The following is a 26,143-nucleotide window of genomic DNA, read 5'->3' as shown; positions in this document are numbered from 1 at the left end:
TCACCCCATCCGCTCCGTCCGCCCCGCCGGGCTCCGTACCTGTTCCGCCGCCGGCCCCAAGTGGATACGCCGCCGCCCGTCGGGGGTCTCGCGCACCACGGCCCGGTCCGGGCAGTAGTCGCCCAGCGGCGTCGGCACGCGGAACCCGGCGGGGAGCCCGGTGGAGAGGACGACACGGTCGTCGCCCTCGCGGCCATCGGGCTCCCCGGACAGTTCCTGCGCGTAGACGCCGCCCGTGCCGACTTCGGCGTACGTGACGCCGCCGGCCAGCAGCCTCCGCTTGCGGGCCGTGACGACTCCGGCGACCAGGTCGGTGAACTCCTCCGGGTTGGCACGGAAGTCGGCCAGCCGGCCGCTCTCGGTCAGGATGCGCCGGACGGAGCGGCGGGTGAGCCGGGTGCGGTCGGCCAGTTCGCCGAGGATGTCCGGGAGCGGGATGTCCCCCTGGTCGACGCGTTCCGGGGCGGCGGCCGTCCCGCGGGCGGTGGTGGCGAGCCCGGCCCCGGTGACGCGGACCTGGCCCTTGGTCCAGCGCATGCGCGCCGGCGTCACCGGCGGGGCCGCACGCAGGTCGCGTACGCACTGCGCGATCAGCTTCTCGCTGTCAAAGTCCACCCGGTACGCCGTGCGGTGCCGGGCCCGCTCCCACAGTTCCCGGAACGCCTCGCTCCCGAAGGCCCGCGCGGGCGCCTCGGCGGTGGCCCCCGGTTCCCGGTTCCTGATCCTCAGGCCGCGGGCGCGCCGGGTGAGCAGCTCGGCGACGGTGGCGGTCAGGGGGGCGAACCCGGGCGGGAGGGTGAAGGTGTTCTCCGTGAGGGCCCGCGAGAGGGCCGCGGTGTCGATCGCGCCCGCGCGGTGGACGTACCCCTCCGCGCGGAGGTGCGCGAAGAGGCGTACGGAGGCGTCGAAGCCGATCGGGACGGCGGGGTCACCGGGTGAGGGCAGGCCGGCGAACTGGTGCGGCTCGACGACGCCGAAACGGATCCGCTCGGTGGTCTGAAGCTCTCTCTGGAGCCCGGCGGCGAACTGCTCGTAGCTCTCACCGGCGATCACCGTGAGCCTGTTCACCTCGGAGCCCTGCACCCGGCGGCCGTCCTGGTCGACCGCGAGGCGCAGACCGCGGCCGATGGTCTGGCGGCGCTGGCGCTCCGTGCCCATCTCGCGGAGGCCGCAGATCTGGAAGACGTTGGGGTTGTCCCAGCCCTCCCGCAGCGCCGAGTGCGAGAAGAGGAACCTCAGCGGCTCGTCCAGGCTCAGCAGCCGCTCCTTGTCCCGCATGATCAGGTCGTACGCCCGCGCGGCCTCCGCCCCGTCCTGGCCGCGGCCCTCGCCGATGTCCTTCCAGATGCCCTTCCTGTCGCAGGCGAAGTAGCCGCCGTGCACGGCGGCCGGGTCCGCCCCGCTCAGCCGCCGGTACTCCTCCTCGAAGATCCGCGCGTAGTCGCCCTTGACCGGCTTCCCGTCGTCCCCGTACGCCCGGTAGCGGTCGACGCGGTCGATGAAGAACAGGCTGAGCACCTTGATGCCCCGGGGGCGCAGCAGGAGTTCCTTGTCGAGGTGCTCGCGGACCGTCCTGCGGATCAGCTGCCGGGCCTTCTCCAGGTGCGGGATGTCACCGTAGGCCTCGCCGATACGGAGGCGGTGGCCGGCGCCGGGGCCGCGCAGCTGCAGGAACTCCTCGCCCCGGGTCTTGTCGATCTCGCCGATCCGGAGGCCCTCGTACACGGAGCGCCCGGTGACCACGTCGAGCCGGTCGCCGTCGCGGACGACGACGCCGGTGCGGCGTACGCCACCGCCCCTGGCGGCGACGTCCAGCTCGACGGTGGCGGAGAGGTCGTTCTTCCTGGTGCTGAGGGACAGCAGGCGGACGTACGGGCGGCTGTGGGCGTTCTCGACGGCGCCGCCGGCGACCTCGATCTGCTTGACGAGCCCGGCCTGGTGGGCGTCGACGGCGTCGAGCCGGTAGACCATGTCGTAGGTGTCGGTGTGGGTGGCGGAGTAGCGCAGGGTGAAGAGCGGGCGCATGGCAGCCAGGGCCTGTCTGCCCTTGCCGTTGAGGCCGCCGTCGACGCTCTGCGGCTCGTCGACGATCAGGATGGGTCGGGTCCGGCGGATCAGGTCGATGGGGGCGTCGCCGCCGGTCTTTTCGCTGGGCTGGTGGATGAGGGCGGTGTCCTTCTTGTTGATGGCCGCCACGGTGGTGACCATCACCTGGATGCCGGTGTCGTACGCGAAGTTCCGCACCTGCCCGAGCCGGGCGGAGTCGTACATGAAGTACGTCAGCGGCGTCCCGTCGTACAGGGCCCTGAAGTGCTCGGCGGTGGCCCGCAGGGACGTGCGGACGCCCTCCTTGATGGCGATCGAGGGGACGACGACGACGAACCTGGTGAAGCCGTAGTGCCGGTGGAGTTCGTGGATGGTGCGCAGGTAGACGTACGTCTTGCCGGTGCCCGTCTCCATCTCGACGGTGAAGTTCAGGTCGTCGGGGTCGGGGTCCGGCGAGGGGGCGAGGCCGCCGCGGAGCTGGACGGCACGCAGGTTCTCGCCGAGCCGCTCGCGGGTGAGGGTGAGCCGGTTGGCGAGTTGGGCGGCGGGCGGGCACGCGTTGCCGTGGAACAGGTCGCGGACCGCGTCGACGGCCTTGCGCTGGTGGTCCAGCTCGGCGTTGAAGTGCAGGCGGAGACCGGTCATGCGCTCCCCTCGCCTACAGGCTCTTGACGAAGGGGAAGCCGTACTGGTCGAGGATGGCCGCCATGGTCGCCTTGGCCACGTCGTCCCGGAACGCGATGTCCCTGAAGTAGACGGACACCTCCCCCGCCGGGTCCAGCTCCTTGCGCCAGTCGACGATGCCGTGCGCGAGGGCCTCGACACGGTCCCTGCCGATGGTGTCCGGGGCGGGCAGGCAGGCGAACAGCAGGCCGCCGCCGGCGCAGTGGACGGCGACACCGCCGAAGGTCCGCCTCTCCACGGGCAGGGAGAGGTCCAGGCCCCGGCCGAGGAGAAGTTCGTACAGCACGTCCTGGTCGGTGCGGCCGGGGGCGATGGTGTCGACGAGCTCCAGGGTCTGCTGCTCGACGTCCTGGCGGGCGGTGTCCCAGCGGAGGATGCCGGACTCGCCGAGCGCGAAGGAGCGGAAGCCCCGGTCGGGGGCGGCCGGAAGCGCGGTGGCGGCCGCGCGCAGCCGGGCGCGGGTGATGTCGGCGACGGTGGGGTGGTCGGGGTGGCCGGTCGGCTCGGGGATCTGGACGAGGATGTAGCGCCGGTTGCCGCCGTCCTCGGCGTTGGCCTGGAGGACGGCGTCGCCGGTGGTGCCGGACCCGGCGAAGAAGTCCAGGACGATGTCCTCGGTATCGGGCCGGGTCGCGAGGGTGAGGACGCGGCGGATGAGCGTCGTCGGCTTGGGGGTGTCGAAGACGCTGTCGGAGGAGGCGAACGTGACGCGCTCCAGCAGCTCGCGCTTGGCGTCCTGGTTGTGGCCCACCTCCTCGTACGACCAGAGCGTCTGGGGAACGCGGCCCTGTCTGACCTCGGAGAGGAAACGCTTGACGGCGGGCCTGTTGGTGCCGTCCCGGCCCCACCAGATGCGGTTGTCCGCGTCCATTTCTCGCATGGTCCGCTCGGAATACCGCCAGTACGTTCCGGGCGGCGGTCCCTCGATGACCCGGCCGCCGGGCGTGGTGATGGGGTAGGTGCCCTTGCTGTAGTAATTCCGGGCGGTGAAGTTGTCGGCCTTCCAGGGCCCTCGCGGGTCGTTGTCGGGATTCTTGTACGCCGCGTTCTGCTCGTCCGTGCGCGGCAGCAGTCCCGGTGTCCAGGCGTCGGCGTCCTTCGCGTACACGAGGAGGTAGTCGTGGTCCTCGGAGAAGTGCCGGGCGCTGTTCTTGGGGGAATAGACCTTCTGCCAGATCACGGTGGCGACGAAGTTCTCCGGGCCGAAGATCTCATCCATGACGGCACGCAGGTGGTGCACCTCGTGGTCGTCGATGCAGATGAAGACGACACCGTCCTCCCTGAGGAGGTTGCGGGCCAGGAAGAGGCGCGGGTACATCATGTCGAGCCAGGCGCTGTGGTAGCGGCCGGAGGTCTCGACGTTGCTGCTCAGACGGCCGCCGTCGCCGTCCAGCCGGCCGGTGAGTGCGAGGTAGTCGCGTACGCCGTCCTGGAAACTGTCCGGGTAGATGAAGTCCCGTCCGGTGTTGTACGGCGGGTCGACGCAGATCAGCTTGACCTTGTGGGCACAGCTTTTCTGCAGGAGCTTGAGGACTTCGAGGTTGTCGCCCTCGATCACGAGGTTCCTGGTGGTGTCCCAGTCGACGCTCTCGGCGGGTCGGGGCAGGAGGGTGCCGTCGCTGGGCAGCCGGGCGAGTTCGGCCGCCCGCCGCTTTCCGTGCCAGGTGAGGCCGAACTTCTCCCGGCCTCCGGCCGGGTCGCCGCCCAGGAGTTCACGCAGGGCGTCGAGATCGATACCGTCCTCGGTGAAGGCGCTGGGGAAGAGCTTCTTCAGCTGCGCGACGTTCTCGCCCACCAGGTCCAGGGACCTGGTCTCGGGATCACCCGGCCGCATCCGCCGCATCGACACCGTGTCCGTCCGCCGTTCCTGTCATCCGTGCGCCGGCTGGTCCCGCGGAATCGCTGTGCCGGCGTCACCACGTGAGCGCAACCGTACCGCCCGCGCGTCGGTGAGGGCGGGCTCTCCGCCCGGGTGCGGTTGCGCTGCCCGGGCGGCGGGCGGGACGGCCTGCAGGACCTGGTTCTGCTCGGGGCGTGGGGCGAGCCGGGGCGGCGGGCGCCGAGCGAGTACTGGCTGTCCGACCTGTCCTGGCCGCGCCTCGCGACCGGGCGGGTGGCCGGACCGGCCCCCGCACGTCCCATGGTCAGCCGCGGCGCCGCACGTCCGCGCAGTCGACCTCCACGGAGGCGCCATACGGTTCGATCGCGGTCCGTGTACCGGTGGTGCTGCCGGACAGACACAACTGGCCGCCCATGACCCGCAGGTCGAGGACGAACGTCACCTTCTCGCCGGAGCGTCGCACACCGTGGATCCGCTCGTCGAGGTAGCCGAGGCCGCGCAGGGCGTCCTCGACGTGCGACGGCGTCGGGTCGGACGTACCGTCGAGGGCCTTGGTGATGCGGCGGGCGTGGTGGGACGCCGCGCACGTCTCCACGGCGCTCAGCTCGGCCTCCTCCGTGGCGGCTCGGGCGGGCCGGGGCTTCTCCGTGGGCAGCGGCTCGTCCGGGACCGGGACGGGCACCTCGGGCACGGGCTCGGGCGGCACGGGCTTGGGCTCGGGCGGCACCGGCCCGCCCTGCCGCGGTGGCTCCGGCTCCCCCGGCAGATCCGGGGCCGGGACGTCCCCCGCGCACGGTTCGGCGACGGAGAGGAGGAGTTCCATGAACGTGAGGAACTCGGGGCCTGCGGTGTCGGCGGGGTCGACCGGGGGCTCGGCCGTGGGGCCGGCGGCAGCGGACCGGGCCGGGGCGGCACCGACGGTGGCGGCCTTCGCGTCCCCGCCGCCCGCACGCTCGGCACCGCAGGCGGTGAGGGCGAGTGCGCACAGCGCCGCCAGTGCCGCGCCGCGCCGCACGCGGGAGGGTCTGAGGGTACGGCCGACGCGGGTGTTGCGCTGGTGAGTTGGTGTCATGCCGGCAGTCTGGTTCCGGGCGGTGAACCGGTCATGAGTACGGCTACTCAGAGCCGGGGCGCGCTTGGTCGGTGAACGTGCCGCCTGCGAAGGTGCCGCTCACGTCCTCCAGGTAGGGCGCGAGGTAGCCCGAAGGCGGACGCGTTGTGGGCGGTGTGGGACACCACCTGGCGTGGGCGCGGGCTCTGGGTGTCCCGTACCGCCCACAACGCCGTCTCGCCGGCGCCAGGGGTCAGGAGGCACGCTTGCGGGGCGATGCCTTCTTGGTGGTGGACTTCTTCGCCGTGGTCTTCTTGTCGGCCGCCTTCGTTCCGCTCGCGGCCGTCTTCGAGGTGGACTTGCGGGCAGGGGCCGCCTTCTTCGCGGTCCCGGACGACTTGGCCGTGGACTTCTTCCCGCCACTCTCCTTGGGCGCGGCCCGGGCGGCGGTCTTCTTGCGGCCCGGCAGTTCGTGCACGGACGCCTCCGGCTCGCCCTCTCCGCGGGCCTCGCGGGCCGCGCGTACGCTGCTCTCCAGGGCGGCCATCAGGTCGATGACCTGGCCGCCGGGCTTCTCCTCCTTCGGCGCGGCGACCTCGGCGCCCTCCGCCTTCGCGGCGATCATCTGCTCGACGGCCTCCCGGTAGTCGTCGTGCAGGGTCTCGATGTCGACCTCGCCGAGCGTGTCCATCAGGGCGTCCGCCAGGTCGAGTTCGGCGTCCCGGACGGTGACGGAGGTGTCCGGGGCGACGCCCTCGGGGCTGCGGATCTCGTCCGGCCACAGCAGCCCGTGCATGGCGATGACGTCGTCGACGACCCGCAGCATTCCCAGCCGCTCGCGCCCGCGCAGCGCGAACTTGGCGATCGCGACCCGGTCGCTGCGCTTGAGCGCCTCGCGCAGCAGCGTGTACGGCTTCGCGGCCGGCACGCCGTTCGCCGACAGGTAGTACGCCGTGTCGATCTGGAGCGGGTCGATCTGCGACGCCGGTACGAAAGCGACGATCTCGATCGTCTTGGCGGTCGGCAGCGGCAGCTGGGCCAGGTCCTCGTCGGTGATCTGGATCATGGTCCCGTCGGCCTCTTCGTACGCCTTGCCGATCTCCTCCGACGACACCTCCTCGCCGTCCAGCTCGCACACCTTGCGGTAGCGGATCCGGCCGCCGTCCTCCGTGTGGATCTGCCGGAAGGAGATGGACCGGTTCTCGGTCGCGTTCACCAGCTTGATAGGGATGCTGACCAGACCGAACGAGATGGCGCCATTCCATATGGATCGCACGGTTCATCCCTTTCGTACCGATTCATGGGATTCTCATCGTATGACGCCGATCACGGAGGTGGAGGGGCGGCGGCTGGCGCTCAGCAACCTGGAGAAGGTCATCCACCCCGCCACCGGGACCACCAAGGGCGAGATCCTGCACTACTACGCGACCACCGCCCCCGCCTTCCTCCCCCACCTCCTGGGCCGCCCCCTGTCGTTCCTCCGCTACCCGGACGGCCCCGACGGCCAGCTGTTCTTCACCAAGAACCCGCCGCCCGGCACACCCTCCTGGGTGAAAACCGTCTCCGTCCCCCGATCGGAGGACAAGAACGCCCACCAGGTGATCGTCGAGGACCTCCCCTCCCTGATGTGGGCGGCGAACCTGGTCGTGGAGTTCCACACCCCCCAATGGCTGGCCGACGCCCCCGCCCTCGCCGACCGGCTCGTCCTCGACCTCGACCCCGGCGCGCCCGCCACCGTCGTCGAATGCTGCAAGGTCGCGCTCTGGCTGCGGGAGCGGCTCGCGGCGGACGGACTGGAGGCGTACGCCAAGACGTCCGGCGCCAAGGGCCTGCACCTGTACGTGCCGCTGGAGCCGGCACCCTCGGAGCGGGTCCAGGCGTACGCGAAGCAGCTCGCCGTCGAGGCGGAGGCGGACCTTCCGGCGCTGGTCGTGCACCGGATGACCAAGTCCCTGCGACCCGGCAAGGTCTTCGTCGACCACAGCCAGAACAACGCCGCCAAGACGACGGCCGCCCCCTACACCCTGCGCGCCCGCCGCGAACCGGCCGTCTCCGCACCCGTGACCTGGGAGGAGGTCGAGGCCTGCGGCAACCCCGCGCAGCTGGTCTTCCTCATGGAGGACATGGCCCCGCGCCTGACGGACTACGGGGACCTGCTGGCGCCGCTGCTGGACCCGGACCGGGCGGGGCCGCTGCCATGATGCTGAAACCTCCCCTGAAGGTGGCCCTCGCGCAGACCGTGGAAGCACTGCCGCGCGAGGCGGGACTGGCGTACGAACCCAAGTTCGACGGTCACCGGATGGTGATCTTCCGGGAGGCGGCGGGTGAGGGCCCCGGGGTGGTCCTCCAGGCCCGCTCGGGGCGGATCGTCACCGCCGCGTTCCCCGATCTGGTGGCGGCCGCCCGGGAGTTGCCCGACGGCACGGTGCTGGACGGCGAGGTGGTCGTCTGGCGGGAGGGCCGCATCGACTTCGCCGCCGTCCAGGGCCGGGCCGCCGCCACCCCCGGGCGGGCGCCCGGGCTGGCGCGGCGGCTGCCCGCCTCGTACGCCGCCTTCGACGTGCTCGCGGCGGACGGCGCCGACCTGCGGCGCCGGCGGTACGCGGACCGCCGCGAGCGGCTGGTGGAGCTGCTCGCGGAGCTGGGCCCGCCGATCCAGCACGTCCCCATGACGACCGACCCGGAACTGGCCGCCACCTGGTACGAGACGCTGCCCGAGATCGGCGTCGAGGGCCTGGTCGTCAAGCGCCTGGACCAGCCGTACAAGGCGGGCACGCGCGCGTGGCGCAAGATCCGGCACACCGACACCTGGGACGCGGTGGTCGTCGGGTTCACCGGTGCCCAGCAGCGGCCCGCCTCCCTCGTCGTGGTCCTCCCCGACGACGACACCCCCGTCGTCTCCAGCCCCCTGCCCCCCGCGCTGCGCGTCCGCGCGGGTGCCGCGCTCGCCGCCCTGACGCCGGGCGAGGCGGACACGGCCATGGCGGTGGGCCTCGGCGAGGTGCCCTACCGCCGCGTACCGCCGGAGCTGACGGCGGAGGTGGCGACCGGCACGACCCGGCACACGGTGACGACGGTGCTGCGGCTGAAGGAGCCGGGTTAGAGGCGGAGCCAGGTACGGCGGTCGCGGGCCGTCGCGTACAGGGCTTCCACGTCCGCCGGTTTCAGTACACCCCCGAGCCTCGCCAGGGACGGGATCTCGCCGTCCCTCAGCACCCGTACGTCCCCGAGGCCCGGCAGCACGTCCAGGCGGCCCGGGTCGGCCACCGCCAGGACCGGACGCACGGCCGTGGCCAGGGCGTGCGCGGCCCGTTCGGCGTCGCGGCGGGCCCAGCGAAGGAGCGGCTCGGGCGCCGCGCGGCCGGTGGCGACCGCCGGGTCGGCGATCCGGACCCGTCGGCCGCGCGCCGCGACGGTGCGTACCGCGAGCACGCCGGCGGGGCCGATCGCCAGGTGGTCGATCAGGGCGGAGCCCGGCAGGGGTACGCAGTGCAGGACCCGCCAGCCCGCCCCGTCCAGCCCGTCGAGGGCGTCCCCGACGCGCGCCTGCGCGGCGAGCCGCGCGAGGCGCGGGTCCAGGCGGGGGAAACGGCGCCGGGCGGTGGCCTGGAGTGCGGCGTGCAGGGCTTCGCCCGGGCGGTTGGGGGCGAGGTCGTCGTCGGGGTGGAGGGTGAGACGGTCCAGGTCGGAGGCGGTGGGGACGGGCGGCGGGCCGACGGTGACCTCGCCGGTGACGTAGGGCGCGAGCGCGGCCCGCACCTCGTCCTCGTACGCCTCGGACAGCAGGCTGATCCGGCCGCTGTCCCGGTCGTACCAGGCGACGTCCCGGCCGTCCGGCAGGCTGACCCACAGCCGGTGACCGCCGCCCCGGCCAACCGGCGTGACGCGCAGTGCGGTCATGCCCCATCACCCCCACGCCCATGGGAACAGCCGGGCCTCTCGGGGGCAAGAGAAGAGCGGGAGAAGGGCGGGAGCCGGGCATGGAGACGAGCCGGAGTCGGGCGCGGAGACGAGCCGGAGTCGGGCCGGAGAGACGGTCGGTGCGTGTCCGATTGCCGGGGCACGGCTGTCGGTGGTGTGGTGCACTATTGCCCCTTAATGCAGTGTTCGCGGGGAGGGACGGCATGTTCACGGGGATCGACGAGGTCGACTGGGCCTCGCTGGGTCATGCCTACGGTCCGGCCGACGATGTGCCCGAGCTGCTGCGCGGGCTCGCTTCTCCCGACCCGGTGGAGCGGGAGGTCGCGCTGGACGGCATGTACGGCGCGGTGCACCACCAGGGCGATGTGTACGACTCGACGCTCGCCTGCATCCCCTTCCTGCTGGAGCTGGTGGCCACACCCGGGGTGCAGGACCGCGGCTGCATCGTCGAGCTGCTGACCAGCATCGGCGGCATCGACCTGGGCGGCGACGACGAGCTGGACGAACTGGATCCAGACGACGAGGAGTTCGAGGACGCGGCGAACTACGCGATGGCGGCCGCCGCCGTCGCCGCCGGCGCGGACGTGTTCCTCGCGCTCGTCGGCGACAGGGACCGGGAGGTGCGCCTCGCGGCGCCGGGCGCGCTCGCCTCGCTGCACGGGGATCCCGCGCGGGTGCTGGGCCTGCTCCGGGAGCGGCTGACCGTCGAGACCGACACGGAGGTGCGGCTCGCCCTGGTGGAGGCCGTGGGCCGGATCGCGCTGCGGTACGAGTCGCTGCGCGACGAGATCGTCGACTGGCTCGGCTGGCTGATGGGCGCCGCCCAGGACCCGGCGCTGCGCCTCGCGGCCCTCGCCCAGCTGGCGCGGTGCGCCCCCGCGCGGCTGCCCGGCGACGTCGTGGTGACGGTGACGGAGCTGCTGGACCGGCTGCGGGAGGCGCCCGGACGACGGGACGCGGCTCCGTCGGTGGCGGGTGGGTGGGCCCTGCCGGCACACCCGACCGGTCTGGCCGAACTGTGCGAGCTGGCCGACCTCGCCGATGTCGCCGACCTCGCCGACCTGGCTGACGTCACCGAGCTGCCGGAGCCGTTCGACGCGCGGCCCGGTGCGCCCACCCTGGTGGGCCAGTTGCGGGAGCTGCGCGAGGAGCAGCGGGCCGGGCGCGGCGCGGCGTGGGCCGACGACCTGCTGCGGACGCTGCACAGCGCCCTGGACGACCGGGTCGAGGACCGGATCGCGCTGGTCACCGCCCAGTTGCACAGCCCCGACTGGGGCCGGCGGGCGGACGCGGTGTGGATGTGCGGCGGCCTGCTGCGCACATGGCGGGGGGCGTACGACGAGGTCGTGCGGCTCGTCGGGGCGCAGCTGGCCGATCCCGAGCCGCGGCTGCGCGAGGCCGCCGTGGCGAGGCTGGAGACCCTGTTCGAGGTGGCCCGCCCGGCGGCGGACGCGCTGGCGGCCAAGGTGGCGGCCGACCCGGCGCCCTGGGCGCCGGAGCGGGTGGGCGGCCGGTTCGGGCTGAGCAACGCGCTGCTGGCCCTCACCCGTACCGGTGATGCACGGGCGGTGCCAGCGCTGGCCCGTGCCCTGCAACAGCCCGATCTGGACAGCCGGCTGGGCTACGCCATCCCCCACCTGGGCAAGGACGGCGCCCCGTTGATCCCCGCGCTGCGGCACCGGCTCGGCGGGCTGCCGCTGGACGAGGAGCTCGGCGAGGAGGCGAGCCCGCTGCTGCTGGCGCTGGCGCACCTGGGCGCGGCGGAGGCGCTGCCGGAGGTGCTGCGGGTGCTGCGCGGGGCGCCCGCGTTCCGCCGGGAGTGGGTGGTGGGGTCCGCGCTGCGGGCGCTGACCGCGTTCGGGCCGGCGGCGGGCGAGGCGGCCGGTGACCTGCGGGCGCTGCTGGACGACTGCTCGGTGGCGGTGTCGACGTCGGCGGCCCGGGCCCTGTGGGCCGTGGAGGGCGACGCCGGCGCCGTACTGCCGGGGCTGCGCGCCCTGCTGCGCGCGCCGGACGCGGCGCGCAGGCGGAAGGCGGCGTGGGCGGTCGGCGCGATGGGGCGGGCTGCCGTGGCCGCGGCGCCGGAGCTGCGGGCGTGCCTGGCGGTGCCCGAGGTGTGGCTGCGGGTGGACGCGGCCGTGGCGCTGTGCCGGGTGACCGGGGAGGTCCGGGAGGCCACGCCGGTGCTGGTGGGAGCCTGGAGGGAGAACCGGCACACGCGCGTGGAGATCGCCGAGTGCCTCGCCGAGCTGGGGTCCGTGCCGGCGGAGGCCGCCCCGCTGCTGCAGGCGGAGCTGGCCCGCACGCGCCGGCACAACGTGTCGGAGGGCACCTCGGGCGACCACGACGTCCACCACGACGAGAAGCTGCTGGCGCTGTGCCGGCGGGCACTGGGCCACTTCCGGGAGGAGACCGGCGAATGATCATCTTCGGGACGAAGGGGTACCTCCAGCAGCTGGCGATGCTGACGCTGGTGTGCGGCCGGTGCGGCAATCCGGCCGCGCACGCGCTGCGGAAGAAGACCACCAAGTTCACGCTGTTCTTCGTGCCGCTGTTCCCGTTCTCGACGTCGTACGCGACGCAGTGCACGTTCTGCGGCGCGGAGGAGCGGATCACGCGCGAGCAGGCGGACCGGATGCTGTCGGGCGACGCGTCGCGGGCACGATGACGGCGGGTGCCGGGCGTACGAGTCGACAAAAAGGACTTCCGTACGAATAAGGTTTACGGGAAGCCCGGCCCCGTCCCCAGTCAGGAGCACCGTGAGCCCGCACCGCCCGGCCGTGTACGCGGCGCTGCTGCTGCCCGGCGTGGCGGTGGCCGCGTCGCTGGTGCTGGCGGGCTGCGGCGACGCGGGTGAGCTCCAGAGCGCGGGCCCCACGCCGACGGCGATCGGCCCGGTCCGGCTGTGGCCGGACCTGCCACCCGTCACGGCGCCTCCGTACGACTACGGCGAGAGCGACACCGCGCAGGTGCCCGGCGTGCGCGTACCGGGCGGTGACGTCCACCGGGTCGACCCGGTGGACGTCGTACAGGCCGAGGTGGCGGCGCACCCCGACGAGTACAGCGGGCCGGACGGGATGTACCAGGAGACGGCCGGGCAGATCCGGGAGTGCAAGCGCGAGCCGAGGCGGTGCCCGGTGATGACGCCGTACTACCGGGACCTCACCGGCGACGGCAAGGACGAGCTGGTCGTCGGCATCCGCATGCCCGACCAGCAGACGGGCCTTCGTGTGTACATGCCCGAGAAGGGCGGCCTGACCCGGATCATGTCGACCGTCGACCAGGTCGTGGGCGTACAGCTCGCGGGCAAGGACCTGGTCGTACGGGTGGTCTCGGCGGGCATCCCGGGATACGAGTACCGCACGGCGTGGTCGTGGGACGCCCAGCAGCGGACGATGCTGCCGACGCGGGACGAGATCATCCGGGTGAAGCCGGTGCCGCCGACTCCGTCTCCGGGGCGGGGTGGTGCGTGATGCGACGCCCGCGACGCCTGCGCCTGCCTGCCTGGATGGCGACGCTGACCTGGAAGGCCGGCGTCTTCATCACGGTGATGTGCTGCGCCCTGGCCGCCCTGCTGGGCGCCCTGGTGCATGTGTCGGTGACCCGTCAGACGGTGGACACCGCCCGGGAGAAGGCGCTGGACCGGCTGGAGGAGGTCACGCGCGCGTACGAGGCGGGCGAGCCGTTGCCGTCGTACGCGGGCGTCGACCCGGACGGCCTGCCGTCCTCGCTGCGGGGCCTGGCCGTCCGGGGCGAGCGCGGCACGCTGGTGGCCGACGACCTCGCGGGCCGGCCCACCATGTGGGCGGCCGGGCCCGCCGACGGCCGGGCGCTGGCGGTGCGCGTGGACTACTCGCTGAGCGCGAGCACCATCAGCGGGCTGGACAAGGCGATCCTCGGCTCGTCGGTGCTGGCCATCGGGGCGACGCTGCTGGTCGGCTCGTTCGCGGTGACCCGGGTGACGCGGCGGCTGCACCTGACGGCGCAGGTGGCACGGCGGATCAGCGCGGGCGACCTGGACGCGCGCGTCAACGACCCCCGTACGAAAGACCCTTCGCACCCGGAGGACGAGGTCGCCACGGTGTCCGGGGCACTGGACACGATGGCGTCCAGCCTCCAGGGCAAGCTGGAGAGCGAGCAGCGCTTCACGGCGGACGTGGCGCACGAGTTGCGTACACCGCTGACCGGGCTGTCGGCGGCGGCCGAACTGCTGCCGCCGGGGCGGCCCGCGGAGATGGTGCGGGACCGGGTGAAGGCGATGCGGGCGCTGACGGAGGACCTGCTGGAGATCTCCCGGCTGGACGCGCGCACCGAGAAGGTCGACCTCGACGTGCACGAGCTGGGCCCGCTGGCCGAGCGCGTGGTGCGGGCCTCGGGCACCGACACGGAGGTACGGATCGTCCGGGACGCGCGCGTGGAGACGGACAAGCGGCGCCTGGAACGGGTGCTGGGGAACCTGGTGGCCAACGCCCACAAGCACGGCCGCCCGCCGGTCGCCCTGACGGTGGACGGCCCGGTGGTGACGGTCCGCGACCACGGTCCGGGGTACCCGGAGTACCTCCTGGAACACGGGCCGCAGCGGTTCCGTACGGAGAGCGGCAGCAAGGGCCACGGGCTGGGGCTGACCATCGCGGCGGGGCAGGCGTCGGTCATCGGTGCGGAGCTGCACTTCACGAACGCCCCCTCCGGCGGCGCCGAGGCCCACCTGACGCTCCCGGAGTACCAGGACGCCCCCGCCGACACGGTCCCCCCGGCCGGCCCGACACCCCCCTGACGCCCCCGTTGTGGGCGGTCGCCCCTGGGGCGGTGCCCCCGTTCTGGGCGGTCGCCCCTGGGGCGGTGCCTCCCCTCCCCGTTGTGGGCAGTCGTCCCGCAGGGCGGTACCCCTCCCGGCCCCCGTTGTGGGCAATCGTTCCGCAGGGGCGATGGGGGTCCCCCCTGCTCGAGCGAAGCCGAGAGCTTGAGGGAGGGTGGGCACAACGGAACGGGGCGGCGCCTTTTCTCGGTTCCCCCCGGGGCGGTGCCCGAGCGGCGGCTACCCCCGGTGCATGGGGGGCGTGGCCCCTCCGGGCTCGTCTCTCCCCCAGAGGGGGCACCCCCACGAGGCCGGCGGCCTTGGGTTCTCCGGTTGGGAGCCCACGTGTCGCCGCCAACCTCTGCGGGGACGACCCTGCACGGCCCCACCCCGGCCGGTGGCCGACTGCGGGCCGGTGGGAGGGGGCACGGCACCGCCGCGGGTGGAGGGCGACTGCGGGCCGGTGGGAGGGGCACGGCACCGTCCCGGCGGTGCGCCGCACACCCGGCATAACGGACATATGCCGCCCCGCTTGCTACGTTGCCTGACATGACCGCACCGAGGACGCACAAGCGCAGGGGCGTGGAGCTGTCCCTCCTCGTCGGGGCCGTCCTCATCGCCGTGTACGGGTACGTCGGCGTCGGTCTCGCCAGAAGCGGTGCCGTGCCGCCCGACGCGGCCTCGTACGGGGCCGGGCTCGGGCTGCTCGCCCTGCTCGCGCACCTCGCGGTCCGGTTCCGCGCCCCGTACGCCGACCCGCTGCTGTTGCCCATCGCGGTCCTGCTCAACGGGCTCGGGCTGGTCCTGATCTACCGTCTCGACCTGGAGACCCCCGCCGACCACGCCGCGCCCACCCAACTGGTGTGGTCCACGCTCGGCGTCGGGCTGTTCATCGCGGTGGTCGTCCTGCTCCGCGACCACCGGACCCTGCAGGGTTACGCGTACGTGTCGGTCGCCGCCGCGCTGCTGTTGCTGCTGGTGCCGATCTTCTTCCCCGCCGTCAACGGCGCGAAGATCTGGATCCGGATCGGCGGGTTCTCCTTCCAGCCCGGTGAGTTCGCCAAGATCCTGCTCGCCGTCTTCTTCGCCGCGTACCTCGCCGCGAACCGCAACGCCCTCACCCACACCGGCCGCCGCGTGTGGGGCGTGCAGCTGCCCACCGGGCGGGTGCTCGGGCCGGTCGTGGCGATCTGGCTGGTCAGCGTGGGCGTGCTGGTGCTGGAGCGGGACCTCGGTACCTCGCTGCTGTTCTTCGGGCTGTTCGTGATCCTGCTGTACGTGGCCACCGGCCGCACCGGCTGGGTCGCCGTCGGGCTGCTGCTGGCGGCGGCCGGGGCGTTCGTGGTCGGCAGCCTCGAACCGCACGTCAACAGCCGGGTGGAGGACTGGCTGCACCCCTTCGCGTCCATCGAGGCGGGCCAGGGGCCGGGGCAGCTCGCGCAGTCGCTGTTCGCCTTCGCCGCGGGCGGGATGCTGGGCACGGGGCTGGGGCTGGGGGACTCCGTGCTGATCGGGTTCGCCGCCAAGTCCGACTTCATCCTGGCCACCGCCGGCGAGGAGCTGGGACTCGCCGGGTTGACGGCCGTCTTCCTGCTGTACGCCTTGCTGGTGGCGCGCGGGTTCCGGGCCGGACTGGCGCTGCGGGATCCGTTCGGCCGGCTCCTGGCCACCGGTCTGGCCTCCATCCCCGCTCTCCAGGTGTTCGTCATCGCGGGCGGGGTGATGGGCCTGATCCCGCTCACCGGCATGGCCATGCCCTTTCTGGCGCAGGGTGGTTCGTCGGTCGTCACCAACTGGATCATCGTCGCTCTGCTGATCCGCGTCAGCGACTCCGCCCGCGCTCCCGAGCCCGAGGGCGTCGAGCCCGGCGCCATCCTGCCCGTTGTGACGGAGGTCCGGTGATCCCCTGCATCCGGCACGCCGCCGTACTGTGCCTGCTCCTGCTGGCCGCGCTGCTCGTCAACGCCGCCCGCGTCCAGGTCTTCGAGGCGCCGGCGCTGGACAAGAATCCGGCCAACCGGCGGCTGGTGATGGCCCGTTACGCCGAGCCGCGCGGCGACATCGTCGTCGACGGCACGCCCGTCACCGGCTCCAGGGACACCGGCGAGCAGCTGCGCCACGAGCGCACGTACACCGAAGGACCGCTGTACGCACCGGTCACCGGGCACGCCTCGCAGACGTACGGAAACACCCTCCTGGAGCACGCCGAGGATCCGGTCCTGTCGGGGACGAGCCCGATGCTGGCGCCCTTCCCGTTCTGGCACGACCTCAGCCGTACGCGGCCGGCGGGCGGCGACGTCGTCACCACCATCCGCGAGCCGCTCCAGCGCGCCGCCTACGAGGGGCTCAGCGGCAGGCGCGGCGCCGTCGCCGCCATCGAGCCGTACAGCGGGCGCATCGTGGCGCTGGTGAGCAGCCCCTCGTACGACCCCGGGCTGCTGTCCGGCACCGGCCGCGAGGTGGCCGCGGCGTGGCACAGGCTCAACGCGGCGGTGGACCAGCCGATGCTCAACCGGGCGCTGCGGCAGACCTATCCGCCGGGCTCCACGTTCAAGATCGTGACGGCGGCGGCCGCGATGGACGCCGGGATCGTCACGGACGTCGACGCCCCGACCGGCACCCCGGACCCGTACCTGCTGCCCGGCACGCGCACCGCGCTGCCCAACGAGGCGAAGGGCTGCGGCAACGCCTCCCTGGCGTACGCGATCCGCTGGTCGTGCAACACGGTGATGGCCCACCTCGGGGTGAAGGTGGGGGCGGCCGGGATGCTCGACGCGGTGGGGCGGTTCGGGTTCAACGACGCCTCGCTGCGCGTCCCGTCGGCGGTGGCCAGGTCCAACTTCGACACCGAGATGACGTTGGACCGGCTCGCGCTCTCCGCCATCGGCCAGTACGACACGACGGCCACCCCGCTCCAGATGGCGATGGTCGCCGCGGCGGTCGCCAACGGTGGGGAGATCGCCCAGCCGCACCTGGTGGACCGGACGACGACGGCGGACGGCGCCACCGTGACGCAAGCCGTCCGCCGTACCTACCGGCAGGCGATGCTGCCGCCGACGGCGCTGCGGCTGCAGCAGCTGATGGTGGACGTCGTGGACGGCGGTTCGGGCAGCAACGCGGCGATCCCGGGCGCGAAGGTCGGCGGCAAGACCGGCACGGCGCAGCACGGCGTGGGCAACATCGGCACTCCGTACGCGTGGTTCATCGGCTGGGCGCAGCGGGAGGACACCGGACGGCCGGCGGTCGCGGTGGCGGTGGTCGTGGAGGACGCGTCGGCGAACCGGGAGGACATCAGCGGTGGGGGCAGCGCGGCGCCGATCGCCCGCTCGGTGATGGAGGTGGCGCTGCGGGAGGAGGAGCGGCGGGCGGAGGAGCGGCGCGGCGCCGGTCGTCTCGGTCCGTGAAATGCGGGCGGGCGGCCGTCAGGGCCGTGATTATGGTGCGCCCATGGACTTCCAGCTCGCACAGGTGAACATCGCCCGGCTCAGATTCCCCCTGGACTCGCCGGAGTTGAAGGACTTCGTCGACGCGCTCGACCCGGTGAACGCCACGGCCGACGCCACCGACGGTTTCGTCTGGCGGCTGCAGAGCGAGGGCGGCGACGCCACCGACGTACCGGTGTTCGGCGACGAGTGGCTGATCATCAACTTGTCGGTGTGGCGGGACATCGACGCCCTGACGGCGTTCATGTACCGGGGCCGGCACCGGGAGCTGCTGAGCCGCCGGCACGAGTGGTTCGAGCGGGTCAAGGAGGCGATGACCGCGCTGTGGTGGGTGGAGGCGGGGCACCGCCCGACGGTGGAGGAGGCCGAGAAGCGCCTCCTCCACCTGCGCGAACAGGGCCCGACACCGCACGCGTTCACGCTGCGGAGGACCTTCCCGCCGGGGGACCTCGGCTAGAGCGGCAGGCGTATCTCCGAACGGACCTTCAAGGTCAGCTCGGCGGCCGCGGCCAGGTCGATGTCCTCGGGCTTCTGGCCGACGTTCGCCGCGTCGACGACGGCGACACCGGCGGCGGTGTTGCCGTCGGCCCAGGCGCACATGGGGAAGGTGACCTTGTTGCCCGCCTCGGTGTTGGTGAGCACCTCGCACTCGACCTTGACGTCGGAGCCGGCCGGGGTGACGTCCTTGGCGGGTGTCTCGATCTTCGCGTTCTGCGCGGTGCCGGCGCCGCTCAGCAGGCTGCGCCGCTGGACGTCGGGGTTCTTGATCTGGCCGTAGTACCCGGAGACGACGAGTGCCTTGAGCCCGCCGTCCTTCTGGGCGGTGTACTGGGCCACGGCCGCTCCGCCCGTGCGGACGTTGGGGTCGTAGGTGTCCTCCAGCACCTTCTTGCCCTCGGTGCCGGACATGTCCTGGGCGAGCGTGTACTCGCTGTCCAGGAGCGTCTTGGGGACGGTGAGCTTGTGCGTGGCCTCAGGGAAGGGCGTGTCGTCCCCGGCGCCGTCGATGACCATCTTGACGCCGTAGCCGAGGCAGCCGAGCAGGACGAGGGATCCGGCGACGATGCCGACGACCAGCCCGGTGCGCTTCTTGCGCGGCGGCTGCGGGGGTATCGGGCCGCCGTACGGCCCCGGCTGCCCGGGGTACTGCTGCGGGAAGCCGGGCTGCGCACCGTAGGGGCCGGGCTGGGCACCGTACGGGCCGGGCTGCCCGCCGGGGTACGGGCCGGGCTGCGGCTGCTGCTGGTACGGGCCCGGGTACGGGCCGGGCGGCTGCTGGGGCGGAGGCGGCATGGTCATGCCCGCAGGCTACGTCACGGGCACGAAGGCCCTGATCACGAGCCACCCTCCGCGATCGCCTCGGTCACCTCCGCGACCCGCTCGGCCTCCTCGGCCGCGAACCGTTCGCGGTCGAGCTGCTCGGCGATCTCCTCGTCCTGGGTCATCAGCAGGTCCAGGTTGGAGTCGCCCAGCTCGAAGACCCCCATGTCGACGTAGGCCTTCTGGAGCCGCTCGCCCCACAGGCCGATGTCCTTGACGCAGGGGACGATGCGGCTGAAGAGGAGTTTGCGGAAGAGGTGGAGGAATTCGGACTGCTCGGAGTACTCCTCCGCCTCCTTCGTGGAGACACCGAAGTTCTCCAGCACCTCCACACCGCGCAGCCGGTCGCGCATGAGGTAGCAGCCCTCGATGACGAACTCCTCGCGTTCGCGCAGTTCGGCGTCGGTGAGCTGCTGGTAGTAGTCGCGCAGCGCCATCCGCCCGAAGGCGACGTGCCGGGCCTCGTCCTGCATGACGTACGCCAGGATCTGCTTCGGCAGCGGCTTGTCCGTCGTGTCCCGGATCATCCCGAACGCGGCGAGGGCGAGGCCTTCGATGAGGACCTGCATGCCGAGGTAGGGCATGTCCCAGCGGGAGTCGCGGAGGGTGTCGCCCAGCAGGCCCTGGAGGTTGTCGTTGATGGGGTAGAGCATCCCCACCTTCTCGTGCAGGAAGCGGCCGTAGATCTCGGCGTGCCGGGCCTCGTCCATGGTCTGGGTGGCGGAGTAGAACTTGGCGTCCAGGTCGGGCACGGACTCCACGATCCGGGCCGCGCAGATCATCGCGCCCTGCTCGCCGTGCAGGAACTGGCTGAACTGCCAGGAGGCGTAGTGCTTGCGCAGCTCGCCCTTGTCCTTCTCGGTCATCTTCGCCCAGTGGCGCGTCCCGTACAGCGTCAGCGCCTCGTCCGGGGTGCCGAGGGGGTCGTACGGGTCGACCTCCAGGTCCCAGTCGATGCGCCTGGCGCCGTCCCACTGCTTGTCCTTGCCCTTCTGGTAGAGGGCCAGCAGCCGGTCGCGGCCGTCGTCGTACTCCCAGCTGAAACGGGCCGCGCCGGTGGCGGGCACCTGCCAGGTCGGGTCTCCCGGGTCCTTGCTGTAGAGGTCGTGCGTCGACACGGACGGCTCCTTCGCCTGTGCGCTGACGGGTACTTGGCAGGCTCACACGTTGGTAGACGCCGGGTCAACAAGTCGGGCACAGGGGATTGACGGCCTTACTGACAGGCAGTCTCATAAGGAGTGACCCCCGGTAACACCAACTGCGCGAGGTGCCCCGCTCATGACGACCGTGACCGAACGCGACATACGTCTGCTCCGCGACGCGCTCGGCCCGCTCCGGGACCGCGAACAGGTCGCCGAGCGCCTGCTCGAGTCCTCGGCCAAGCACTCCTTCGACCCCGACAAGGAACTCGACTGGGACGCCCCCATCGAGGACGGCAAGTGGTTCTGGCCGCCGGAGCTGGTCTCCCTCTACGACACCCCGCTGTGGCGGAAGATGTCCGAGGAGCAGCGGATGGACCTGGCCCGGCACGAGGCCGCGTCGCTCGCCTCGCTCGGCATCTGGTTCGAGATCATCCTGATGCAGTTGCTGGTCCGGCACATCTACGACAAGTCGGTCACCAGCAACCATGTGCGGTACGCGCTCACGGAGATCGCGGACGAGTGCCGCCACTCGATGATGTTCGCGAAGATGATCCAGAAGGGCGAGGCCCCGGCGTACCAGGTGCCGCGCGTCTACCACAACATGGCACGCGTCCTGAAGACCGTGTCGACGACCCCCGGTTCGTTCGCCGCCACGCTGCTCGGTGAGGAGATCCTCGACTGGATGCAGCGCCTCACCTTCCCCGACGAGCGCGTCCAGACCCTGGTGCGCGGCGTGACCCGCATCCATGTGGTGGAGGAGGCCCGCCACGTCCGGTACGCGCGCGAGGAGTTGCGCCGCCAGATGGTGACCGCCCCGCGCTGGGAGCAGGAGTTCACCCGGCTCAGCTGCGGCGAGGCGGCGCGCGTCTTCTCCGTCTGCTTCGTCAACCCCCAGGTGTACGAGAACGTCGGCCTCGACCGGCGCGAGGCGGTCGCCCAGGTCAGGGCCAGCGGCCACCGCCGCGAGGTCATGCAGTCGGGCGCCAGGCGGCTGACGGACTTCCTCGACGACATCGGGGTGCTGCGGGGCGTGGGCCGCAGGCTCTGGAAGAGTTCCGGCCTCCTCGCCTGAAGCCCGGCCCTACGGAGGATGGGGCGGAGTTACGCTGCGGGCATGACCAGTGCCGCCGCGCCCACGCCCGCGTACCGACGGCTCAGCGTCGGGGAGCGCCGTACACAGCTCCTCGGCGTCGCCCTCTCGCTCTTCGCGCACCGGGCGCCGGAGGACGTCTCGCTCGACGACGTCGCCGAGGCGGCCGGTGTCTCGCGCCCACTCGTGTACCGCTACTTCGCGGGCGGCAAGCAGGAGTTGTACGAGGCGGCGCTGCGGTCGGCGGCCGACGAGCTGGAGCTGTGCTTCGCCGAACCTGCCGTCGGCCCGCCCACCGAGCGGCTCGCCCGCGTCCTCGACCGGTACCTCGCCTTCGTCGACCAGCACGACGCCGGGTTCAGCGCCCTGCTCCAGGGCGGCAGCGTCGCCGAGACGTCCCGTACGACCGCGATCGTCGACGAGGTGCGGCGCGCGGCCGCCGAGCAGATTCTGCTCCACCTGGGTGTGCCGGACCCGGGGCCGAGGCTGCGGATGATGGTGCGTACGTGGATCGCGGCGGTCGAGGCGGCGTCACTCATCTGGCTGGACGAGGACAAGCGGCCGCCCGCCGGCGAGTTGCGCGCCTGGCTGGTCGACCACCTGATCGCACTGCTGACGGCGACCGCCGCGACCGACGAGCAGACGGCCGGGGCGGTGGCGGTGCTGCTGTCGCAGGAGACGGCCGAGGGGCCGGTGGGCACGCTGGCGCGCCGGGTGATCCCCGTGGTGAGCGAGGCCGCGCACCTCCTGTGACACTGGCGGGGTGCGAAGCGAGAACACCCCCTTCTACGGCGGCCCGCTGGACGGCCGGGTCCTGCCGGTCCTGACCGGCCTGACCGGCCATCCGCCCAAGTGGTACACGGTCCCCGTCCCGGCCGGTGACGGCGGCCCGCCCGCCGTCCACGTCTACCGCCGCGTCCCCTCCGGCTACACCAGGCGTCTCGGGCTCCAGCGGGGCTGGAAGTACGAGTACGCCCCCGAGGGGCGCGAGCGGCGCCGGCTGAACTGGCCCTGGTCCCGGAAGTCGTAGGATCACGGGCATTCGGGCCGCCGTGCCGCCAAAGGGGGAGCTTCCGCATGGAATCGTCGTCGCCGTTCCAGCCGATCGAGCCGCTGCGGGACGGTGATCCCCGCCGCCGCGGCCCGTACACCGTGCTCGCCCGCTTCGGGGAGTCGGCGAGCGCGGTGCGGTATCTCGCGCGGGACGGTGAGGGTACGACGGCCGTGGTCACCGTGGCGTCGGCCGCGCTCGCGGAACTGCCCGCGTTCCGGCGCCGGTTCGCGGCCGAGGCGCGGACGGCCGAGCGGCTGGCCGGCGGCTGGGTGCCGCGGCTGCTGGAGGCGGCCGTCGAGGGACCCGAGCTGTGGACGGCGTCACCCTACGTACCCGCGCTCACCCTCGGCGAAGCGGTCGCCGGTGCCGGGCCGTTGCCGGAACGGGCGGTACGGGTGCTGGGCGCGGGGCTCGCCGAGACGCTGTCGCGGGTCCACGCGACCGGCGCCGTGCTGCACGGGCTGGCCCCCGGGACGGTGCTGCTGGCGGCCGACGGGCCCCGGCTGACCGCGTTCGGCGCGCTGGGCGCGGCGGAGTCGGCCCGGGCCGGTGCGGGCGGCCGGCTGTCGGTACGGCTCGGCTACCTCACCCCCGAGCAGGTCGCCGGCCACGAGCCCGGCCCGCCGTCGGACGTCTTCGTGCTCGGCCTGCTGCTGGCGTACGCCGCCACCGGCACCCCTCCGCTCGCGGACGCGGCGGCCATCGCGGACGCCGAACCGGAGCTCGGCGCGGTCCCGGAAACCCTGCGCCCGCTGATCGCCCGGTGCCTCGCCAAGTCCCCGGAGGACCGCCCCGGCGCCGGAGAGGCCGCCGCGGCCCTGGCCCTCGAAGGCGCGTCGGCCCTGGCCCGGGACGGCTGGCTGCCCGACCGCCTGGTCGAGGCGCTCGACGACCAGGCGGCACGGGTGGCGGCGCTGAAGGACGCGGAAGAGGGGGTGGCCGTCGGGCGCGACACGGCACCGCCGGACGCCGACTCGGGCGGCCCCGGCCGCGAGGACCCGGACGCGCACGGCGCGGACGGGCACGAGCCGGACCAGCGGCACGCCGTCGACGCGCACGAGCCGGACCGGCGGGACGGCGGCGGGCAGGACACCACCGGGGCCGACGCCGACGGGCGGACCATGCGTGTCGGGCGGGTCCGTGCGCGGCAGGAGCCTGCCACCACCGAACTCGTGGCGGCACGCGCGCCGCGGGCCGCCGAGCCCGTCCTCCTCCCGCCCGCCCCGCCGGTGCAGGCGCAGGCCCCGGTGCCCGCGCTGCCGGTGCCGGTTCCGGCGGCCGCGCCGGCGGCAGCCGGCCCCAGGCTGTCCCGGCGCGGCCTGCTGACCGGGCTGGCCGCCGGGGCGGCCGGTGCCGTTCTCGGGGGCGGGGGCGTGCTGGCGTTCACGTCCGGTGACGGCGGCGAGGGGCCGCGTACCGACGCCAGGCCCGCCGCCCGGCCCCGCCCTGCGGTCGCGGGGGTACCGCCCCAGCCGCGCTGGGCGTACGAGCACCCCGCCACCGCGCGCGGCACGCTGAACGCCGCCGTCTGGCGGGGCCGGACCCTGGTCCTCACCTCCGACGCCCACACCACGGCCGTGGACCTCGCCACCGGCCGGCGCCTCTGGCAGCGCGCCGACGCCGCCTCCGTACACCGCGCCCTGACCGTCGGGAACGACCGGCTGGTCGTCGTCGGCGCCGACGGGTTCCGGCTGCTGGCGCCGGAGGACGGCACGGTCGAGGGCCGGGTGACGTACCCGGACGGGGTCCGCCTGGCGGCGGTCGCCGGGCACTCGGGCGACGTCGTCTGGTTCACCGGCACCCTCGCGGCCCGTACGTACCTCTTCGCGTACGACGTCGCCCGGTCCAAGGAGCTGTGGCGGATCCAGGTGCCCAACGGCCGCGCCCCGTACGCCCCCGCCTACGAGGTGCTGGCGCTGCGGCCGGACGCCCTCGTCGTGCGCCAGGATCCGCGGTCGCTGACGGCGGCGCAGGTCAAGGCCGCCAAGGGGCTCGCGGTCTTCTACTCCCACGACCGGGCGACCGGCACGCGCCAGTGGTTCCGGCCGTTCGGCGCGGCGCGGCCGGGCAGCACGGTGTCGGGGGACGAGTCGGGGCGGCTGTACGCGGCGGTCGGGGACGGGCTGCACGCCTTCGACACCCGTACCCGCAGGCCGCTGTGGCAGCTGCCGGGCGGCGGCGTCTTCGGGCGGGCCGAGGTGCGGGGCGGCACGCTGTACGTCGCGGACCGTTCCCGGACGGTGTACGCGGTGGATCCGGCGACCGGCACGGCGCGCTGGCGGCGCGGTACGGAGGCGGCGGCGGGCGGCGACGTGCCGGGCGTGACCGTCAGCACGAGCGGCCGCACCCTGCTCGTGGCGGACGGCGCGCAGGTCACCGCGTTCGGGGCGGGCGACGGGCGGCGGCTGTGGAAGTTCCAGGACGCCGGGGTCCAGGAGCCGGGCGGCAAGGACACGTCGGCGGCGTACCGCGTGCTGGCGGCGGGCGCCGCGGGGGTGGTGGTCCGCCGGGGCCGGATGTTCTACGCGGTGCCGGTGGAGTGACCGGGACGGGTGACCGTATTGGGCCGATCCGACCACACACGCATTTTATGCGTTAGTCGTATCATCCACCGCCCCATGATGGGGGCGGAGGTGATGACATGTCAGGAAAGCTGCAGCGGTCGGTGTGCGTGGCCGCACTGCTGGCCGCGCTGCCGGCCGCCCCCGCCGCCGCCGCGCCCGAACCGCCGGAATCCACCGTGCCGGAGATGCTCACCCAGCTCCGCACGCTGTACCAGCAGGCGGAGGAGGCGACCGAGACGTACAACGCCACCGAGGAAGAGCTGAAGGCGCTCACCGCCGAGACGAAGAAGCTCACCGGCGACCTGACCCGGACCCGCGATTCCCTCGCCCGCGCCCGGGCGGAGGCCGGCCGGCTGGCCCGCGCCCAGTACCAGGGCCGTACCGACTTCTCCTCCTCCCTGCGCCTGCTGCTCGCCCGCGACCCCGACCACGCCCTGGACCAGCACCACCTGCTGCGGCGCGCGGCCCGTGAGCGGGCGGCGATCGTCGCCCGGCTGGAGAAGGGGGAGAAGCGGGCGGACCGGCTGGCGACGGCGTCGCGCAAGGCGCTGGACCGCGAACAGACGCTGGCCGAGAAACAGAAGAAGGCGCGCGACGAGGTCACGGCACGCCTGAAGGAGGTCGAGGAAACCCTCGCCACACTCTCCGACGAGGAGGTCGAGCAACTGACCTCCCTGGAGGAGACCGAGACGGCGGACGCCCAGCGCGAACTCCTCGCCACCGGCGAGCTGGAGCCCGACGGCACCCGCACCCCCTCCGAACCGGGCGGCCAGGCCCTCGCGTACGCCGCCGAACAGATCGGCAAGCCGTATGTGTGGGGCGCCGAAGGCCCGCGGTCCTTCGACTGCTCGGGCCTCACCTCCCGGGCCTGGGCCACGGCGGGCCGCCCCATCCCCCGCACCAGCCAGGAACAGTGGCGCACCCTGCCCAAGGTGCCGCTACGCGCCCTCCGCCCCGGTGACCTGGTGGTCTACTTCCCCAAGGCCACCCACGTGGCGATCTACCTCGGCGACGGCCTGGTCATCCACGCCCCCCGCCCCGGCGCCCAGGTCAAGGTCTCCCCCATCGCCGCCAACCCCCTCCTCGGCGCCGTCCGCCCCGACCCCGCGGCCCGCTCCCTCCGCTCCTACACCCCGCCGGAGCTGCCCACGGGCGCGGCGGGCGGCTCCGACGAGGGGTACGACGAGGGCTAG

The 26,143-nt window shown here is 73.3% G+C and carries 21 protein-coding genes; 14 read left to right on the top strand and 7 right to left on the bottom strand.

What is annotated here, in order from left to right; translation table 11 throughout:
- The 4 genes from AMK26_RS11005 to ku form a co-directional block, all read right to left on the bottom strand.
- Positions 1–2,691 carry a DEAD/DEAH box helicase family protein gene (locus AMK26_RS11005; protein ID WP_073754328.1) on the bottom strand — a complete coding sequence of 897 codons (2,691 nt, stop codon included), beginning with the start codon at positions 2,689–2,691 and terminating at the stop codon, positions 1–3.
- Positions 2,692–2,704: 13 nt separating this feature from the next.
- Entirely contained in the window at positions 2,705–4,573 is a 1,869-nt protein-coding gene (locus AMK26_RS11000; RefSeq protein ID WP_073754327.1) for a site-specific DNA-methyltransferase, read from the bottom strand.
- A gap of 301 nt (positions 4,574–4,874) precedes the next feature.
- Positions 4,875–5,642 carry a hypothetical protein gene (locus AMK26_RS37670; RefSeq protein WP_241837858.1) on the bottom strand — a complete coding sequence of 256 codons (768 nt, stop codon included), beginning with the start codon at positions 5,640–5,642 and terminating at the stop codon, positions 4,875–4,877.
- Positions 5,643–5,874: 232 nt separating this feature from the next.
- Entirely contained in the window at positions 5,875–6,897 is a 1,023-nt protein-coding gene (gene ku / locus AMK26_RS10990; protein WP_073754326.1) for a non-homologous end joining protein Ku, read from the bottom strand.
- A gap of 40 nt (positions 6,898–6,937) precedes the next feature.
- Between ku and ligD the strand changes: the two genes are divergently transcribed.
- Entirely contained in the window at positions 6,938–7,822 is an 885-nt protein-coding gene (gene ligD, locus AMK26_RS10985; protein ID WP_073754325.1) for a non-homologous end-joining DNA ligase, read from the top strand.
- Complete coding sequence (locus tag AMK26_RS10980) at positions 7,819–8,724, top strand: ATP-dependent DNA ligase (RefSeq protein WP_198944030.1); 906 nt, start codon at positions 7,819–7,821, stop codon at positions 8,722–8,724. Before ligD ends, AMK26_RS10980 begins: the two co-directional genes overlap by 4 nt.
- Here the strand turns inward: AMK26_RS10980 and AMK26_RS10975 are convergent.
- Entirely contained in the window at positions 8,721–9,521 is an 801-nt protein-coding gene (locus tag AMK26_RS10975) for a nuclease-related domain-containing protein (RefSeq protein ID WP_073754324.1), read from the bottom strand. The two genes, AMK26_RS10980 and AMK26_RS10975, sit on opposite strands and share 4 nt — an antisense overlap.
- A 224-nt stretch (positions 9,522–9,745) precedes the next feature.
- Between AMK26_RS10975 and AMK26_RS36635 the strand changes: the two genes are divergently transcribed.
- The 7 genes from AMK26_RS36635 to AMK26_RS10935 all read left to right on the top strand — a co-directional run bounded on the left by AMK26_RS36635 (position 9,746) and on the right by AMK26_RS10935 (position 18,237).
- Positions 9,746–11,965, top strand: coding sequence for a PBS lyase (locus tag AMK26_RS36635; protein ID WP_073754323.1), 2,220 nt, complete (start codon positions 9,746–9,748; stop codon positions 11,963–11,965).
- A complete protein-coding gene (locus AMK26_RS10965; RefSeq protein ID WP_073754322.1) occupies positions 11,962–12,210 on the top strand; it encodes a zinc-ribbon domain-containing protein in 249 nt (82 codons plus the stop codon). The genes AMK26_RS36635 and AMK26_RS10965 overlap by 4 nt, the downstream gene beginning before the upstream one ends.
- A gap of 91 nt (positions 12,211–12,301) precedes the next feature.
- The gene (locus tag AMK26_RS10960; RefSeq protein ID WP_241837857.1) at positions 12,302–13,015 is read left to right on the top strand and encodes a hypothetical protein; all 714 of its coding nucleotides are present in this window, start codon (positions 12,302–12,304) and stop codon (positions 13,013–13,015) included.
- The gene (locus AMK26_RS10955; RefSeq protein ID WP_073754321.1) at positions 13,015–14,316 is read left to right on the top strand and encodes a sensor histidine kinase; all 1,302 of its coding nucleotides are present in this window, start codon (positions 13,015–13,017) and stop codon (positions 14,314–14,316) included. Before AMK26_RS10960 ends, AMK26_RS10955 begins: the two co-directional genes overlap by 1 nt.
- A 570-nt stretch (positions 14,317–14,886) precedes the next feature.
- Complete coding sequence (locus tag AMK26_RS10945; RefSeq protein ID WP_073754319.1) at positions 14,887–16,239, top strand: FtsW/RodA/SpoVE family cell cycle protein; 1,353 nt, start codon at positions 14,887–14,889, stop codon at positions 16,237–16,239.
- A complete protein-coding gene (locus tag AMK26_RS10940) occupies positions 16,236–17,741 on the top strand; it encodes a penicillin-binding transpeptidase domain-containing protein (RefSeq protein ID WP_073754318.1) in 1,506 nt (501 codons plus the stop codon). The genes AMK26_RS10945 and AMK26_RS10940 overlap by 4 nt, the downstream gene beginning before the upstream one ends.
- A gap of 43 nt (positions 17,742–17,784) precedes the next feature.
- Positions 17,785–18,237 carry a DUF3291 domain-containing protein gene (locus AMK26_RS10935; protein WP_073754317.1) on the top strand — a complete coding sequence of 151 codons (453 nt, stop codon included), beginning with the start codon at positions 17,785–17,787 and terminating at the stop codon, positions 18,235–18,237.
- On the opposite strand, the gene AMK26_RS10930 is transcribed toward AMK26_RS10935, so the two are convergent.
- The gene (locus AMK26_RS10930; protein WP_073754316.1) at positions 18,234–19,079 is read right to left on the bottom strand and encodes a hypothetical protein; all 846 of its coding nucleotides are present in this window, start codon (positions 19,077–19,079) and stop codon (positions 18,234–18,236) included. The genes AMK26_RS10935 and AMK26_RS10930 overlap by 4 nt on opposite strands.
- A 35-nt stretch (positions 19,080–19,114) precedes the next feature.
- Positions 19,115–20,218, bottom strand: coding sequence for a ferritin-like domain-containing protein (locus tag AMK26_RS10925; RefSeq protein ID WP_073754315.1), 1,104 nt, complete (start codon positions 20,216–20,218; stop codon positions 19,115–19,117).
- 160 nt (positions 20,219–20,378) lie between these two features.
- Here AMK26_RS10925 and AMK26_RS10920 point away from each other — a divergent pair, with 160 nt between their 5' ends.
- The 5 genes from AMK26_RS10920 to AMK26_RS10900 all read left to right on the top strand — a co-directional run bounded on the left by AMK26_RS10920 (position 20,379) and on the right by AMK26_RS10900 (position 26,143).
- On the top strand, positions 20,379–21,314 hold the full coding sequence (locus AMK26_RS10920) for an AurF N-oxygenase family protein (RefSeq protein ID WP_073754314.1): 936 nt from the start codon (positions 20,379–20,381) through the stop codon (positions 21,312–21,314).
- Between the two features lie 42 nt (positions 21,315–21,356).
- Positions 21,357–22,085, top strand: coding sequence for a TetR/AcrR family transcriptional regulator (locus AMK26_RS10915; protein ID WP_073754313.1), 729 nt, complete (start codon positions 21,357–21,359; stop codon positions 22,083–22,085).
- Positions 22,086–22,095: 10 nt separating this feature from the next.
- A complete protein-coding gene (locus tag AMK26_RS10910; protein ID WP_073754312.1) occupies positions 22,096–22,362 on the top strand; it encodes a hypothetical protein in 267 nt (88 codons plus the stop codon).
- 74 nt (positions 22,363–22,436) lie between these two features.
- Positions 22,437–24,929: an outer membrane protein assembly factor BamB family protein gene (locus AMK26_RS10905; RefSeq protein ID WP_073754773.1), complete on the top strand. Its 2,493-nt coding sequence runs from the start codon at positions 22,437–22,439 to the stop codon at positions 24,927–24,929.
- Positions 24,930–25,027: 98 nt separating this feature from the next.
- Positions 25,028–26,143: a C40 family peptidase gene (locus AMK26_RS10900; protein WP_073754311.1), complete on the top strand. Its 1,116-nt coding sequence runs from the start codon at positions 25,028–25,030 to the stop codon at positions 26,141–26,143.

The sequence above is a fragment of the Streptomyces sp. CB03234 genome (assembly GCF_001905885.1).
Classification (GTDB): Bacteria; Actinomycetota; Actinomycetes; order Streptomycetales; family Streptomycetaceae; genus Streptomyces.
This window is presented reverse-complemented; position numbering and strand designations above follow the sequence as displayed.